The organism is Serratia sp. CY44782 (assembly GCF_052168715.1).
Taxonomy (GTDB): Bacteria; Pseudomonadota; Gammaproteobacteria; order Enterobacterales; family Enterobacteriaceae; genus Serratia; species Serratia nevei.
This window is the reverse complement of the sequence record NZ_JBJNME010000001.1, coordinates 117,407-132,868: the sequence shown is the minus strand read 5'-3', so window position 1 is coordinate 132,868 and position 15,462 is coordinate 117,407. Positions and strand designations below refer to the sequence as shown.

15 protein-coding genes are annotated in these 15,462 nt (G+C 62.5%); 4 read left to right on the top strand and 11 right to left on the bottom strand.

From position 1 onward, the window contains the following. On the bottom strand, window positions 1-456 hold the full coding sequence (locus ACJ8HT_RS00670) for a rhodanese-like domain-containing protein (RefSeq protein ID WP_194571854.1): 456 nt from the start codon (window positions 454-456) through the stop codon (window positions 1-3). A 93-nt stretch (window positions 457-549) separates the two neighbouring features. On the opposite strand from ACJ8HT_RS00670, the gene pdxR reads away from it, so the two are divergent. Further along, entirely contained in the window at window positions 550-1,983 is a 1,434-nt protein-coding gene (pdxR, locus tag ACJ8HT_RS00665) for a MocR-like pyridoxine biosynthesis transcription factor PdxR (RefSeq protein ID WP_197652387.1), read from the top strand. 27 nt (window positions 1,984-2,010) lie between these two features. On the opposite strand, the gene ACJ8HT_RS00660 is transcribed toward pdxR, so the two are convergent. Then, on the bottom strand, window positions 2,011-2,907 hold the full coding sequence (locus tag ACJ8HT_RS00660) for an endonuclease/exonuclease/phosphatase family protein (protein WP_195873545.1): 897 nt from the start codon (window positions 2,905-2,907) through the stop codon (window positions 2,011-2,013). 217 nt (window positions 2,908-3,124) lie between these two features. Here ACJ8HT_RS00660 and pepT point away from each other — a divergent pair, with 217 nt between their 5' ends. Next, window positions 3,125-4,372 (top strand): peptidase T, encoded by a 1,248-nt coding sequence (gene pepT / locus ACJ8HT_RS00655; protein WP_194572308.1) that lies wholly within the window; start codon window positions 3,125-3,127, stop codon window positions 4,370-4,372. On the opposite strand, the gene ACJ8HT_RS00650 is transcribed toward pepT, so the two are convergent. After that, window positions 4,369-5,481, bottom strand: coding sequence for an SLC13 family permease (locus ACJ8HT_RS00650; protein ID WP_194572307.1), 1,113 nt, complete (start codon window positions 5,479-5,481; stop codon window positions 4,369-4,371). The genes pepT and ACJ8HT_RS00650 overlap by 4 nt on opposite strands. Before the next feature lie 154 nt (window positions 5,482-5,635). Here ACJ8HT_RS00650 and apbE point away from each other — a divergent pair, with 154 nt between their 5' ends. Continuing rightward, the gene (gene apbE, locus ACJ8HT_RS00645; protein WP_197652386.1) at window positions 5,636-6,667 is read left to right on the top strand and encodes an FAD:protein FMN transferase ApbE; all 1,032 of its coding nucleotides are present in this window, start codon (window positions 5,636-5,638) and stop codon (window positions 6,665-6,667) included. Between the two features lie 63 nt (window positions 6,668-6,730). Here the strand turns inward: apbE and ACJ8HT_RS00640 are convergent, their stop codons facing one another. Both ACJ8HT_RS00640 and fabB read right to left on the bottom strand, forming a co-directional pair. Then, window positions 6,731-6,952, bottom strand: coding sequence for a hypothetical protein (locus ACJ8HT_RS00640; protein WP_004936201.1), 222 nt, complete (start codon window positions 6,950-6,952; stop codon window positions 6,731-6,733). A gap of 212 nt (window positions 6,953-7,164) precedes the next feature. Continuing rightward, window positions 7,165-8,385, bottom strand: a complete 1,221-nt coding sequence (gene fabB / locus ACJ8HT_RS00635; RefSeq protein ID WP_016926857.1) for a beta-ketoacyl-ACP synthase I — start codon at window positions 8,383-8,385, stop codon at window positions 7,165-7,167. A 170-nt stretch (window positions 8,386-8,555) separates the two neighbouring features. On the opposite strand from fabB, the gene mnmC reads away from it, so the two are divergent. After that, window positions 8,556-10,577, top strand: a complete 2,022-nt coding sequence (gene mnmC, locus ACJ8HT_RS00630) for a bifunctional tRNA (5-methylaminomethyl-2-thiouridine)(34)-methyltransferase MnmD/FAD-dependent 5-carboxymethylaminomethyl-2-thiouridine(34) oxidoreductase MnmC (RefSeq protein WP_197652385.1) — start codon at window positions 8,556-8,558, stop codon at window positions 10,575-10,577. Between the two features lie 41 nt (window positions 10,578-10,618). Here the strand turns inward: mnmC and ACJ8HT_RS00625 are convergent, their stop codons facing one another. From ACJ8HT_RS00625 to prmB, 6 genes are all read right to left on the bottom strand, one after another. Continuing rightward, on the bottom strand, window positions 10,619-10,900 hold the full coding sequence (locus ACJ8HT_RS00625; RefSeq protein ID WP_016926855.1) for a YfcL family protein: 282 nt from the start codon (window positions 10,898-10,900) through the stop codon (window positions 10,619-10,621). A gap of 32 nt (window positions 10,901-10,932) precedes the next feature. Continuing rightward, entirely contained in the window at window positions 10,933-11,490 is a 558-nt protein-coding gene (locus ACJ8HT_RS00620) for an elongation factor P hydroxylase (RefSeq protein WP_033643908.1), read from the bottom strand. Between the two features lie 89 nt (window positions 11,491-11,579). Then, window positions 11,580-12,386: a sulfite exporter TauE/SafE family protein gene (locus ACJ8HT_RS00615; protein WP_025303718.1), complete on the bottom strand. Its 807-nt coding sequence runs from the start codon at window positions 12,384-12,386 to the stop codon at window positions 11,580-11,582. Between the two features lie 3 nt (window positions 12,387-12,389). After that, window positions 12,390-13,217 carry a penicillin-insensitive murein endopeptidase gene (gene mepA, locus ACJ8HT_RS00610; RefSeq protein ID WP_025160158.1) on the bottom strand — a complete coding sequence of 276 codons (828 nt, stop codon included), beginning with the start codon at window positions 13,215-13,217 and terminating at the stop codon, window positions 12,390-12,392. A gap of 5 nt (window positions 13,218-13,222) precedes the next feature. Further along, window positions 13,223-14,308: a chorismate synthase gene (gene aroC / locus ACJ8HT_RS00605; protein ID WP_033635387.1), complete on the bottom strand. Its 1,086-nt coding sequence runs from the start codon at window positions 14,306-14,308 to the stop codon at window positions 13,223-13,225. A 65-nt stretch (window positions 14,309-14,373) separates the two neighbouring features. Continuing rightward, complete coding sequence (gene prmB / locus ACJ8HT_RS00600) at window positions 14,374-15,306, bottom strand: 50S ribosomal protein L3 N(5)-glutamine methyltransferase (RefSeq protein ID WP_110158671.1); 933 nt, start codon at window positions 15,304-15,306, stop codon at window positions 14,374-14,376. Window positions 15,307-15,462: the final 156 nt, after the last annotated feature.

Below are 15,462 nucleotides of genomic sequence, written 5' to 3'. Positions count from 1 at the left end.
TCAGGCGCAGCCGCAGTCCTCAACAGCCGCCCGATCGCGCAACGATCCCGGCTGTTCGCCGATGGCCAACGGATGGCCGTCGCGCAGCCAGAAGTCCAGCCCGCCGATCAGCTCCTTCACCCGGAATCCCAGCTTCGCCAGCTTGTAAGCGCCCTTGGTGGAACCGTTGCAGCCGATGCCATCGCAGTAGGTCACATACACTTTTCCGCGATCCAGCTGCGCCGTGCCGGCTTCATCCATCAGGCGATGCGGCAAACTGAGTGCACCGGGAATATGCCCGGCGGCGTACATCGCCTCCACGCGGGTGTCGATCACCACCACCCCGTCCACGCCATTGCGCAGATCCTCCGCCACGTCCCAGGCATCCGCATAGCGGCTCAGTTTGGCCGCTAGGTAGGCCAGGCTCTCTTCCGGCGCCGCCGGAGGAAAAGCCAGCACCAATGATTCTTTCGACATACCACTCACTCCCGTGCATCAAGACAGATGACAATAGTGCCCCATTTTGGTCTTATGATTGATACCCATTTCCCAACCGTGATAAGACCCATTATGCGGCACTCGCTGGTCACGTTGTTTCAGCAATCGCCCCACACCGCCGGCACGCTGCGCGATCGCCTGTGCGGCGCATTGCGGCAGGCCATCCACCAAGCTGCATTGGGCGTTGGGCAACGCCTGCCTTCCAGCCGGGTGCTGGCCAGCGATCTGGGCCTCTCGCGGGTGACCGTCGAAGCGGCCTACGGTCAGTTGGAGGCGGAGGGATACCTGCAGCGCCGCGTCGGCCAGGGCACCTTTGTGGCGATTATCATCGCCAAATCACCGCCGCCGGCGACCGCTGCCGGCATACCGCGCCTTTCGCAGCGCGGCCAACAGATCATACAAACCGGCGGCTGCCGCGATCCGCAGCAGCCACGGGCGTTTGCCGCCGGTTCGCCGGATCTGCGTGCGTTTCCGCTGGCCTTGTGGAAGCAACTGACCGCACAGCGCCTGCGGCTACAGGGAGAAAGCCTGCTGCGCTACGGTGACCCGCAGGGCTATTTGCCGCTGCGTGAAGCGATTGCCGCCCACGTCAATCAAACGCGCGGCGTGATCTGCGATGCACGGCAGGTTATCGTGCTGACCAGTTCGCAGCAGGCGCTGCAGCTGATCGCCACGCTGCTGCTGGACAGCGGCGACAGCGTCTGGATGGAAGAACCGGGTTACACCGGGGCAAGAAACGCCTTTATCAGCGCCGGAGCCGCCCTGACGCCGGTCGCGGTGGACGGCGACGGCCTGCGCGCTGACCCCTCCTTGCCCGACCCTCGTTTGATTTATCTGACGCCCTCGCACCAATACCCAACCGGCGCAGCGCTCAGCCTGGCACGCCGGTTGGCGCTGCTGGCGCTGGCGGACAGGCAGCAGGCCTGGATCGTCGAGGACGATTACGACAGCGAGTTTCATTACGACGGCCTGCCGATACCGGCGATGCAGGGCCTGGATCGCCGTGGCCGGGTGCTGTACCTCGGCACCTTCTCCAAATCGCTGTTCCCTTCGCTGCGGTTGGCGTACCTGATCGTCCCGCCCACGCTGGTTGACGCGTTCGTCACCGCGCGCACGGTGTATGACGGCCACAGCGCGCAGCTGATGCAGGCGGTCACCGCCGAGTTCATCCGCCAGGGGCACTTTGCCGCGCATATCCGCTACATGCGCCAGCTCTACCGCAGCCGGCGCGATACGTTGCTGGCGGAAGTACGCGAAAAACTCGGCCACTTCGCCACGCCCGCTCCCGCCGCCGGCGGCCTGCAGCTCAGCGTCTGGCTGCCGCCCGGCCAGGAGGCGGCGCTCAGCCGACAGGCGCAGCGGCTCGGCATCCTCACGCCCCGGCTGACGGCACAATACCAGACGGCTCAGGCGCAGCGCGACGGCTGGCTGCTGGGCTTTTCGGCCCTGACGCCGGGCGAGATCCGCAGCGCCGTCGAGCGGCTGGCGCAGATTGCCGTGGCTTAGCCCGGCCCCAACGGAATGCCGACCGGCTTATTGCTCGGTCAGGCGCATTTCCGCCACCAGCGGCAGGTGATCGCTCACCGCCGGCCAATGCACGCCGTTCCAGTCGCCGCTGGCGTTCGGTACCGTCAGGCTGTCCAGATGCCAGCGCTGCGCGTTGCCGGTGAAGATGTAATCCACCTTGATCTCGGCGTTTTCCGCCGGCCAGCTGCGGCCATCCTGCCCGTTAGGCATGATGTCGTTCCAATAGCGGCTCAATTCCAGCCAGGTCACGCTGCCCGGCACATCGTTCATGTCGCCGAACAGCAGCTTGATACCGCGCACTTCGATGGTGCGATCGTTCAGCTCCCGCACCTGATCCAGGCGCATTGTCGGATCTTCCTTGGTATCGAGGTGGGCGTTGAACAGGGTGATCGGTGCCGGGAACTCCGGCACGTCGACCTTGGCGCTGAAGGCGATGCGCTGCTCGCGCTGGCCAGACGGCAACGGATAGATCACGGCGTCGTGCAGCGGATACTTCGAGAGAAACGCCAGGCCATATTCACCGCCGTCATAATCGATCGCCCGGCCGAACACCGCCTGCATGCCGGTCAGCTTCGCCAGTTCCGCCGCCTGATCGACGCGGCCGCTGCGGGCGGTGAGTTTATCCACCTCTTGCAGCGCCACCACGTCGACGTTCATCGCGCGAATCGCCTTGGCGATGGCGGTCATATCGCTGACCTTGCCGGCGGCGATATTGAAGCTGGCGATGCGAATCTTCGGCGCCTGCTCCAGTTCGTAGGTTTTATTTTTCAGGCCGCCCAGTGCGCTGGCCACTTCGCGGCTGTTGGCGTTGCTGTTGGCATGCCCGGTGTCGGCAGAGGACCAGGCGCAGGGAGAGAGGCCAAGGGACAGTAAGGTGATAAGCAGAGCGTGACCGGTGTGCATGAATTCTCCTTGAGGGACAGATAAGTGTTATGCGGGCGCTTCCCGGCCCACAGCTAACACCGATTTTGCCGCAGAAACCTGCGACGATTTCCTAGTTTCACCGCTATTTTTTGTTTCTGCGCGATGCTTCGCATTCTGGCGGTTTACGCATTGCACCGTTGGACAAACGGCTGATTTCGTTTTAAAACCGGTAGATTGCCAACCGCGAGGAGTTCCGATGACCAGCCCGATTGCCGAACAGCTCACCGAACGTTTCTTCCGCTACCTGGCGGTGACCAGCCAGAGCGACGCCGCCGCAACCACCCTGCCCAGCACGTCGGGGCAGCATGAGATGGCGCAGCTGCTGGCGGAAGAGCTGCGCCGGCTCGGCCTGGCCGACGTGCAGATAGACGACCACGCCACCGTCACCGCCCGCAAGCCCGGTACCCAACCCGGCGCGCCGCGCATCGGCTTCATCACCCATATCGACACTGTGGACGTCGGCCTGTCGCCCGAAATTCGCCCGCAGCGCCTGCGCTTCACCGGCGAAGATTTATGCCTAAACGCCGAGCAAGATATCTGGCTGCGCACCGCCGAGCACCCGGAGATCCTGCCCTACCTGAACGAAGAGATCCTGTTCAGCGACGGCACCAGCGTGCTGGGCGCCGACAACAAGGCGGCGGTCACCGTGGTGATGACGCTGCTGGCCAACCTGACCGCCACCGATCGCCACGGCGATATCGTGGTGGCGTTCGTGCCGGATGAAGAGATTGGCCTGCGCGGCGCCAAGGCGCTGGATCTGCAGCGTTTCGCCGTCGATTTCGCCTACACCATCGACTGCTGCGAACTGGGTGAAGTGGTTTACGAGAATTTCAACGCGGCGGCGGCAGAGATCCGCATCGAAGGGGTGACCGCCCACCCGATGTCGGCGAAAAACGTGTTAATCAACCCGATACGCATCGCCAACGACATCATCAACCGATTCGACGTGCAGGATACTCCGGAACACACTGACGGGCGCGAGGGCTATTTCTGGTTCACGGACCTGGCCGCCAATGCCAATCAGGCGACGCTGAAGGTGTCGATTCGCGACTTCGATCTCGCCACCTTCGAGGCGCGCAAAGCCCGCCTTGAGGAGACGGTGCGCCAGGTGGCGGCCAACTATCCGCGCGCCAACGTCAGCTGCAACATCAGCGACATCTACAGCAACATCAGCAACGCCATCGGCGAAGATCGACGCGCCATCGATCTGATCTTTGGCGCCCTTGCCGCCCACGGCATCCCGCCGAAGGTGATCCCAATGCGCGGCGGCACCGACGGCGCGGCGCTCTCGAGCCGCGGCATCCTGACGCCCAATTACTTCACCGGCGCGCATAATTTCCACTCGCGCTTCGAGTTTTTACCCGTCAGCGCCTTTGTGAAATCCTACCAGGTAACCCGCAGCATTTGCCTGTTGGCCGCCCGGCAGAGCGGTAATCAGAGTTAGCTCAACAGCCAGCCGACCAGCGCGGCCCACGCCAGCAGCGGCAGCGAGTAATAGTGGAAGCGCAACCAGATCTTGCGCTCCCCCGCCATGCGCAGCGCAATCAGGTTGGCGAGCGAGCCGATCGCCAACCCGAAGCCGCCGGCATTAACCGCATAGGCCAACTGCGCGCTGGAAGGCACATAGTTGAGCAGCAAAATGGTGGCCGGCACGTTGCTGACGATCTGCGACAGCCCGACGCCCAGCGCATACACCCCGCCGTCGCTCAGCCCGGCGATAGCGGCAAACGCCGGCTGAAGCGGCGGCAGGCGGGTAAACAGGCCAACATCGATAAACATGGCGGCGAATACGAAAATCAGGCTCCAGTCGATCTGCAACAGCACCCGGCGCGCCAGCAACAGAAAGCCGGCGAACACCGCCAGCAGCCCATACAGCGGCAGACCGATATCGAGGCACAGCAGAAAAACGGCATACAGCCCCACGCAGCTCAGCAACAGCGGTCGTTGATAGGGGTAGCCCTCGGTATTCGGCGTTTTCACGATGTCGCGCGCCGGGAAGCTGAACCAGGTCAACGCCAACAGGCTCAGCATCATCGCGGCGCCAAACGGCGCCATCTGGCCGATGAAGCCGAGGAAAGAAAGGCCGGAGCGGCTCCACAGCAGGATATTTTGCGGGTTGCCGATCGGCGTCAGCAGCGAGCCGGCATTCACTGCCAGCGCCTGAAAGATGATCAAACGGCCAACCGGCAGCGCCGATAGCTTTTTCAGCGTGATGGTGAGCGGAATGACGATAAACAGCGCCACGTCATTGGTCAGAAACGACGACAGCAGCGCGGCGGAAAACACCAGGAACAGCGCCAGCCGCCGTTCGCTATGCAGCCGGTTGATAATCTTGCGGCCAACGAAGTCGAAGTAGCCGCTAACCTCAACGCCTTTGGTCAGCAGCATCAACCCCAGCAGAGTAATGAGGGTGCGGCCGTCGATGAACCCGCCCAGCGCCGCCAGCGGCTGCGGATGAAAGGCGAACATCGCTACGCCGGCCAGCAACAGCGCATGCAGGAAACGGTCTTTGACAAAGGGATGGATAAGCCGGGAAATGGCGGTTGCACTCATGGTGGCAGCTTGAAACCTCAGCGAAAAGCATGAGCGAGACGTTAGCTCAGGCGCAGCCGCAACGCCAGCAAAATGCTATTTTACCTTTATCCGCTTTCCATTTGCCGCGCTTTACTTTATTTGTAGCGGCTTTCTCGTTTTCAAAGGACATGTTATGGCTTCCCTGTTCGCCAAAGGGGCGTTGCTCAGCGCCTTATGCGCCCTGCTCGCCGCCTGCGACGATGCCTCCTCCCGCCCGCAAATCGCTATCGACGGCAAGACCATGGGCACCTTCTACAGCGTTAAAGTCAGCGGTGACGTCGCGATTGGCAAGCAAGAACTGCAGCGGCAGATCGATGCGGTGCTCGAACGGGCCAACGACGATATCTCCACCTACCGCGCCGACTCGGTGCTGTCGCAATTTAACCGTAGCGCCAGCCTCGAATCGCAGCCGATCCCGCGCGGCATGGCGGACATCGTGCTGATGGCCCAGCGCATCGGCCGCGATACCGGCGGCGCCATGGACATCACCGTCGGCCCACTGGTGAACCTGTGGGGATTCGGCCCCGACAAGCATCCGGTCAAGGTGCCGAAACAGGCGCAGATCGACGCGGCGAAGCAGCGCATCGGCCTGCAGCACCTGAAGCTTATCAGCGACAATCGCGGGGAGTGGCTGCAAAAAGATCTGCCGGACATGTACGTCGATCTCTCGACGCTGGGCGAAGGCTACGGTGCCGATGAACTGGTGCGCCTGATGAACCGCAACGGCATTACCAACTACCTGGTATCGGTCGGCGGCGCGGTCTCTTCACGCGGCGTCAACGGCCAGGGCAAACCCTGGCGGGTGGCAATCCAAAAGCCGACCGACCGTGAAAACGCGGTGCAGGCGCTGGTGGACCTGCACGGTTACGGCATCAGCACCGCCGGCAGCTACCGCAACTACTTTGAACAAAACGGCCAGCGCTACTCCCATGTCATCGATCCGACCACCGGCAGGCCGATCAACCACCGGCTGGTTTCCGCCACGGTGATCGCCCCCACCGCACTCGAGGCCGACGGCTGGGATACCGGCCTGATGGTGCTGGGCACGGAGAAAGCGTTGAAGCTTGCCGAAGAGAAAGGGCTAGCGGTCTACCTGATCAGCAAAACCGACGACGGCTTTAGCGCCGTGATGACGCCTCAGTTCAAGGCGTTTTTGGTGCAGTAAAATAAAAAAAGCCCGGCACACAATGGCCGGGCTGGTTGCATGCGCCCGCAGGCACCACGCCGATCACTTAGTCAGCGCGATGATGCCGAGGGTCAGACCGGCTACTGCCGCCGCGCCGCCGGCGATCGCGCCCGCGGTTTCCCAGTTATCCTGAGTGGTGCCCTTCATGCAGGTGTTGGTGTGCACCAGACGCCCTTGGTCATCGTAGACCGGAACGCAGGGAGAATCAGTGGCGCATCCGGCCAACACGGCCGACAGTAACCCAACCGCAATTAACTTTTTCATACTTCTTGCCTCAATGTTCGATCACTTTAGAAAGCCACGCCGAGCGATAATCACGCTACCCGGCTATTGTATGCCCAACGCGTGTAATGGCGAGGTAATGATGTGTCAGGGGATGTGATTTGGGAAAACTCCGAGCACTCGCCCGGCGGGCTTTGGGCAGTAAAAAGCCCGCGAAAACGCGGGCTTGATGGCGAGATGACGCTCAGGCGGAATTATTTCGCCAGTTTGCGCATCACCAGGGTGGCGTTGGTGCCGCCGAAGCCGAAGCTGTTGGACATCACGGTGGTCAGCTCGCGCTGAGTCGGCTGAGTCACGATGTTCATGCCGGCCGCCTGCTCATCCAGGGTTTCGATGTTGATGCTCGGCGCGATAAAGCCGTGCTCCAGCATCAGCAGGCTGTAGATCGCTTCCTGCACGCCTGCGGCGCCCAGCGAGTGACCGGTCATCGCCTTGGTGGAGGAGATAGCCGGGGTATTGTCGCCGAATACTTCGCGAATCGCGCCCAGCTCTTTCACGTCGCCTACCGGCGTGGAGGTGCCGTGCACGTTGATGTAGTCGATAGGCGCATCCAGATCCTGCATCGCCATCTTCATGCAGCGCACTGCGCCTTCGCCCGATGGTGCAACCATGTCGGCGCCGTCAGACGTTGCGCCGTAGCCAACGATTTCTGCATAGATGTGCGCACCGCGCGCCAGCGCGTGCTCCAGTTCTTCAACCACGACCATACCGCCGCCGCCGGCGATGACGAAACCGTCACGATCGGCGTCGTAGGTGCGGGAGGCTTTTTCCGGCGTGTCGTTGTACTTGGTGGACAGCGCGCCCATCGCGTCGAACTCGCAGGCCATTTCCCAGCACAGCTCTTCGCCGCCGCCGGCGAACACGATGTCCTGTTTGCCCAGCTGAATTTGCTCAACCGCGTTACCGATGCAGTGTGCAGAGGTCGCGCAAGCGGAGCTGATGGAGTAGTTTACGCCGTGGATTTTGAACGGCGTCGCCAGGCAGGCGGAAACGCCGGAAGCCATGGCTTTGGTGACCACGTACGGGCCAACCGCTTTCAGGCCGCGCGGGCTGCGCATCGCATCGGCGCCGAACACCTGGAAGCGCGGAGAACCGCCGCCGGAACCGGCGATCAGGCCCACGCGCGGGTTGTTTTGATACTCTTCTTCCTTCAGGCCGGAAGAAGCGATCGCTTCTTGCATCGCCAGGAAGGCATAGATGGAAGCATCGCTCATGAAACGCACCGCCTTGCGGTCGATCAGGCCGGTCGTGTCGAGCTTAACTTGCCCCCATACGTGACTACGCATGCCGGAATCTTTCAGTTCCTGGGAGAAAGTGATCCCAGAACGTCCTTCCTGCAGGCTCGCCAGGACCTCCTGCTGGTTATTACCAATGCTGGAGACAACTCCCAGGCCAGTAATCACTGCACGTTTCATTCAATACCTCTTCCACTATTTACCTACGGGATTTTGCATCGCACTTTAGCGTACAGATGTAAGCCGAACAAGTCCGATCAGCGTTTTTCAGCTTTATTGTTGTCCAGTTTGCGCCAGGGCGCCAGCGCCGTTAGAATTCGCGGCATCCCTTGAATTTCGAGCTATTGACCGTGAACCACGCCCCCATCCAAACCGCAACGCTAACCTGGAACGAACAGGGTACACCTGTTTCGAAACAGTTTGATGACGTCTATTTTTCCAATCAGGATGGGCTGGAAGAAACCCGCTATGTCTTCCTGCACGGCAACCGGCTGCCGCAGCGTTTCGCCACTCACCCGCGCCCGCTGTTGGTGGTGGCGGAAACCGGATTCGGCACCGGGCTCAATTTCCTTACGCTGTGGCAGGCCTTCGCGGGCTTCCGCCAGGCCGAGCCGGACGCCGCGCTGCAACGCCTGCACTTTATCAGCTTTGAAAAATTCCCCCTGCAGCAGGCCGATCTGGCGGCGGCGCATGCGCGCTGGCCGGAGCTGGCTCCCTATGCCGACGAGCTGCGCGCCCAATGGCCGCTGCCGCTGCCGGGCTGCCATCGTCTGCTGTTGGCCGAAGGCCGCATTACGCTCGATCTGTGGTTCGGTGACGTCAACGAATTGCTGCCTCAGTTCGACGCCAGCATGAATAACCAGGTCGACGCCTGGTTCCTCGACGGCTTCGCACCGGCCAAAAATCCCGACATGTGGACCGAGCAACTGTTCGCCGCCATGGCGCGTTTCGCCCGGCCGGAAGGCAGCTTCGCCACCTTTACCGCCGCCGGCTTCGTGCGCCGCGGCTTGCAGCAGGCCGGTTTTCAGGTCAACCGTTGCAAAGGCTTCGGCCAAAAACGTGAGATGCTCGCCGGCGGTCTGCCGGCCGATACGCAGCCTACACCCCACCCGGCGCCCTGGTATCGGCGTCCGGCGGCGGACAACACCGCCGACATCGCCCTGATCGGCGGCGGCGTCGCCAGTGCGCTCACCGCGTTGGCCTTATTGCGGCGCGGCGCCACCGTCACGCTGTACTGTGCCGACGAGCAGGCAGCCGAGGGCGCTTCCGGCAACCGTCAGGGGGCTATTTATCCTCTGCTGAACGGCAGCGGCGACGCGCTGGAGAGTTTCTTCAGCGCCGCGTTTCCCTTCGCCCGTCGCCAATACGACAGCCTGTTGCAACAAGGCGTCACCTTTGATCACCAGTGGTGCGGCGTCAGCCAGCTGGCCTACGACGAAAAGAGCGCTGCCAAGATCGCCAATATGCTGAAAACCGACTGGCCGCCGGCGCTGGCGATGGCGGCCGACCGCGAGACGCTCAGCGAACTGTGCGGCGTCGATACCGGCTTTGGCGGCATCACCTACCCGCAGGGCGGCTGGCTCTGCCCGGCCGAGCTGACGCGCGGCGCTATCGCGCTGGCGCAGCGGCAGGGTCTGGTCTGCCGCTACCGGCACGATGTGCAGGCGCTGGCGCGTGAAGAAAACGGCTGGCGTATCGACTTCACCCACGGCGAAAGCCACCGCCATGCGACGGTGATCCTGGCCAACGGGCACCGGTTGGCCGAGCTGGCGCCGACGCAAGCCCTGCCGCTGTACTCGGTGCGCGGGCAGGTGTCGCACATCCCAAGCTCGCCGGCCCTCGGTCAGTTGAAACAGGTCTTGTGCTACGACGGCTACCTGACGCCGGTCAATGCCAACAACGGCCAACACTGCATCGGCGCCAGCTACCAGCGCGGCGACACCGCCACCGACTACCGCGAGCAGGAGCAACAGGAAAACCGCGAGCGCCTGCTGCGCTGCCTGCCTGAGCAGGCCTGGCCGCAGCAGGTGGACGTCAGCGCTCATCAGGCGCGCTGCGGCGTGCGCAGCGCCACCCGCGATCATTTGCCGATGGTCGGCGCGCTGCCGGACTATCAGGCCACGGTGACGCAGTATCAGGATTTGCAGCGGCAGAACCAGCGCGGTGAAACCGTCACCGATGCGCCGGTCTATCCCGGCCTGTTCGCTATCGGCGGGTTGGGATCGCGCGGGCTGTGCTCGGCGCCGCTGGCGGCGGAAATTCTGGCGGCGCAGCTGTTCGGCGAACCGTTGCCCGGCGACGCGCGACTGCTGGCGGCGTTGAATCCGAATCGGATGTGGATACGAAAGCTGCTGAAAGGACGTGCGGTTTAATTCATGAATGAGGGGCGCGGTGATGCGCCCCGGCATGACGGTCAAGCGGCAGGCGTGGCGGCCTGATAGAGGTTTTCCCACATGCCGCGCACCAGGATCTGATCCGGCGGCGAGAGTTCCCCGGCGGCGATCGCCTTGTGCAGGCTCTCTTCCACCCGCGCCTTCAACGCTTCGGCAGTGTGCTCACCCTGCTCTTCCGCTTCGGCCACCGCCAGCGTCAGATGACCGCGCAGGTAGCCACCGGCAAACAGTTCATCATCGCTGGCGTGCTCTACCATGTCATCAATCAGCGCCAAAATGCGCGCTTCGAATTCTGCGATCATCAAATTTCCTCATTAAATAGCGGGCTGTGGCGTCAGTTGAGATCTTCCGGGTACGGAAAATGCTCGGCCGCCAACGGTGGCGTATTGTAGAACGATTGCAACGCCTGAATAAAGCGCGCAGGCCGTGTGGGTATTCCCTGCTCCAGCAGCGCCAATACCCGGGCGCGCACCTTGCGTTGGAACGCGATGCGATCCGGCTCGCAGTCGCCGTTCAGGTTGTCGCAGCTGACGTTGAACGGGAAACCGGCCGCCACGCAGAACATCCATTCCAGCGCCTGCGGTTTGATCTCTACCGCTTCGAATTCACTCTGGGTTTGCGCGTCGCGCCCATCCGGGCAATACCAGTAACCGAAGTCCACCAGTTGGCGGCGCGCTTCCCCGGCGATGCACCAGTGCGAGATTTCGTGCAGGCCGCTGGCGTAGAAGCCATGGGCAAACACGATGCGGTGATACGGCAGTTCGTCGTCGGCCGGCAGATAGATCGGCTCGTCGTCGCCCTTCACCAGGCGGGTGTTGTAGTCATCGCTGAAGCACTGATTGAAGATCTCGATCAGCTGTTCATAGCGATGACGGGTCTGCGTGTCTGACATAAAAACTCTATAACCACAAAAATAAAGAGGCCATTATACCCGATAACCGATGAGGAGACAGGGGCGCGTAAGCGGCCCCCTATTCACCTTTAGCCATGCACCAGGGCGGTCAACCACTGCTGAATTTCCGCGCCGTGATTGTCGTACAGCAGCTTGAGGCTCATCACCAGTGAGACGATCACGATCATCGGCCGAATCAGCTTCTGCCCGCGGGTCAGCACCATGTGCGCCCCCAGACGCGCCCCCAGCACCTGCCCCACCAGCATCACCAAACCGATGCTCCACACCACCTTGCCGCCGATGATGAACAGCGCCAACCCGCCGACGTTGGAGGTGAAGTTCAGCACCTTGGCATGCGCCGTGGACTTGGCGAGGTTAAAACCGCACAGCGTCACATAGGCCAACGCGTAGAAAGACCCGGCGCCGGGGCCGAAGAAACCGTCGTAAAACCCGACGCAGCCACCGGCCACCAGCCCAAACGGCAAGGCCCCGAGGCGGCGTTGACGATCTTCCTCACCCAGCCGCGGCATCAGCAGGAAATAGAGGCCGATGCCGATCACCAGCAACGGCAACATCTGCCGCAGCAAATCGGCGCGCATATGCTGCACCAGAATGGCGCCGGCGATCGAACCGATCAGCGTCAGAAATATCGTCAGCTTTTGGTCGTTGAGGTTCACCGCACGCCGACGAATAAAATACAGGCTGGCGGAGAAGGAGCCGCCGACCGACTGCAGTTTGTTGGTGGCCAGCGCCTGCGCCGGGGGAACCCCCACCGCCAGCAGGGCCGGTACCGTCAGCAACCCACCGCCGCCGGCGATGGAGTCGATAAACCCCGCCAGCAGCGCTACCGCAAACAACACCCCGAGCATCTCGGGGCCAATGACAAACCAGTCCATGTGTTATTCCGCTGAGAAATGGTGATCCAGCAATGCCTGACAGGTCGGCGGTAACGGCGGCGGCACGGATTTGCCCGGCTTGGCGTTAGGCTGATGCGGCACGAACCAGCTCGCCAGTTCGGCGCCGCAGCCGTCGCCCGGCGGCGGCGTATCCTGCTCCTGGCACTCCAGGCTGCCGGCTGGGCAGCGCAGGCGCACGTGCATGTGCGCACGATGGCCGAACCACGGGCGCACCTTGTGCAACCAGGCGCGATCGGCACCGGCATCCAGGCACAGGCGCTGCTTGATCGCCGGGTTGACGAAGATGCGCGTCACCTCCGCGTCCTGCGCCGCCAGCTTGATCAGCGACTCAATTTGCGGCTGCCATTGGCTGGCCACCACCTGTTTGCCGTCCCCTGATACCAGGTCGATCGGCTGTGGTTTCAGCAATTGCTGCGCGCTCCAGCGTTGGCGCGGCAGCTGCAGCCAGATGTCGACGTCGAGCCCCGACTGGTGGCTGGCGTGACCGCTGCTGAAGCGGCCGCCGGCCGGCATCGCCATATCGCCGATCAGCACCGTGCCCAGCGCTTTCTGGTTCGCCTGGCTGCTGAGGCGCTGAATAAACGCCAGCAGATCCGGGTGGCCGAAATAGCGGCGCTGGTCGGTACGCATCACCTGGTAGTTCGGTGAGTTCAGCGGCAACGGCTGCGCGCCGATGATGCAGCCGTTGGCGAAACCGCCCACCGCCTGCGGCGCGCCGGCCACCGGGTGATCGATTTTCTGCCACGGCGTCAGCGCCATGGCGGAGGCGGAGGCCGTCAGGGCCAGCAGGCCCAACATCCAGTTTTTCATGGCGATTACCAGCGAGGCACGTCGGAAACCACATCACCGTTTTGCGCACGCTGGCGCAGCAGGTGATCCATCAGCACGATCGCCATCATCGCTTCGGCGATCGGCACGGCGCGGATGCCCACGCACGGATCGTGGCGACCGCGGGTGACCATTTCCACCGCTTCGCCCTGGCGATTGATGGTGCGGCCCGGCACCATGATGCTGGAGGTCGGCTTCAGCGCCAGATGCGCCACCACCGGTTGGCCGCTGCTGATGCCGCCGAGAATGCCGCCGGCATGGTTGCTCTGGAAGCCTTCCGGGGTGATTTCATCGCGGTTTTCGCTGCCGCGTTTGGTCACCACGGCAAACCCGTCGCCGATCTCCACGCCTTTCACCGCGTTGATGCTCATCAGCGCATGCGCCAGATCGGCGTCGAGACGGTCAAATACCGGCTCGCCCAGGCCAACCGGCACGTTTTCAGCGATCACGCTGACCTTGGCGCCGATGGAGTCGCCCTCTTTTTTCAGCGCGCGCATCAGTTCGTCCAGCGCTTCCAGCTTGTCCGGATCCGGGCAGAAGAACGGGTTCTGCTCGACCTGATCCCAGTCTTTCAGCTCGCAGGTCACGTCGCCGATCTGCGCCAGATAGCCGCGTACCTGCACGCCGAACTTCTGCTGCAGGTATTTCTTGGCGATAGCGCCCGCCGCGACGCGCATGGCGGTTTCACGCGCCGAAGAACGGCCGCCGCCGCGATAGTCGCGCAGGCCGTATTTCTGTTCGTAGGTGTAGTCGGCATGCCCCGGGCGGAACACGTCTTTGATGGCGCTGTAGTCTTGCGAGCGCTGATCGGTGTTCTCAATGATCAAACCGATGCTGGTGCCGGTGGTCACGCCTTCGAATACGCCGGAGAGAATGCGCACCTGATCCGGTTCGCGACGCTGGGTGGTGTAACGCGAGGTGCCCGGACGACGGCGGTCCAGATCGTGTTGCAAATCGGCTTCGGTGAGCGGAATGCCGGGCGGCACGCCGTCGACGATACAACCCAGCGCCACCCCGTGAGATTCACCGAAGGTGGTGACGCGGAAAATCTGCCCAATACTGTTTCCTGCCATCACGGCTCCTTACCGTTAGTCTTTTATCGTTATGAGGCCCGCCGTGCGGGCCCTGGAAATGCGGTTTAGCTGCGGTAGAGGCTGAAGTGTTCCTTGCAATCCACCAGCTGCTGTTTGGTCAGCATGAACACGCCGTCGCCGCCGTTTTCGAACTCCAGCCAGGTGAACGGAATGTCCGGATATTGATCCATCAGGTGTACCATGCTGTTACCCACTTCACAAATCAGCACGCCGTCGTCGGTCAGGTAGTCCGGCGCGCAGGCCAGGATGCGGCGCACCAGCTTCAGGCCGTCGCTGCCCGCCGCCAGGCCCAGCTCCGGCTCAAAGCGGAACTCCTGCGGCAGATCGGACATGTCTTCCGCATCGACGTACGGCGGGTTGGTGACGATCAGATCGTACTGGATCGCGGGAACGTCGCGGAACAGATCGGAACGGATCGGGATCACCTGGTGCTCGACGCCGTGCGCCTGAATGTTGCGCTCGGTTACCGCCAGCACGTCGCTGGAGATGTCCACCGCGTCCACTTCCGCTTCCGGGAAAGCGTAGCCGCAGGCGATGGCGATACAGCCGCTGCCGGTGCACATGTCGAGGATATGGCGTGGCGGGTGTGGGATCAGCGCGCTGAAGCGATCGTTGATCAGCTCGCCGATCGGCGAACGCGGCACCAGCACGCGCTCGTCGACGTAGAATTCCATGCCGCAGAACCAGGCCTTGTTGGTCAGGTAGGCGACCGGGATGCGCTCGTTGACGCGGCGGATCACGCGCTCAACGATGCGATGTCGCTCGCTGGAGGTCAGACGGGCGGTGTGCATGTCCTCCGGAATATCCAACGGCAGGAACAGGCTTGGCAGCACCAATTGCACCGCTTCGTCCCACGGATTATCGGTTCCGTGACCATAGTAGATATTGGCGGCGTTGAAACGGCTTACCGTCCAGCGCAGCATATCTTGAATGGTGTGCAGTTCGTTCACTGCTTCGTCGACGAAAATTTTGTCCAATTTGCCCTCCGGCAGGCGCTGTGTTTCATGATTTAGCCGCATAGTTTGCCATGAAGCCCGCGACAAATCACGCTTGCCCCTCGCGCTTTTCACTCTGGCCCGAGTTTTGCGTCGACAGCGCTCATTCACAAGGTAAACTAGCGAAATAAACGATTT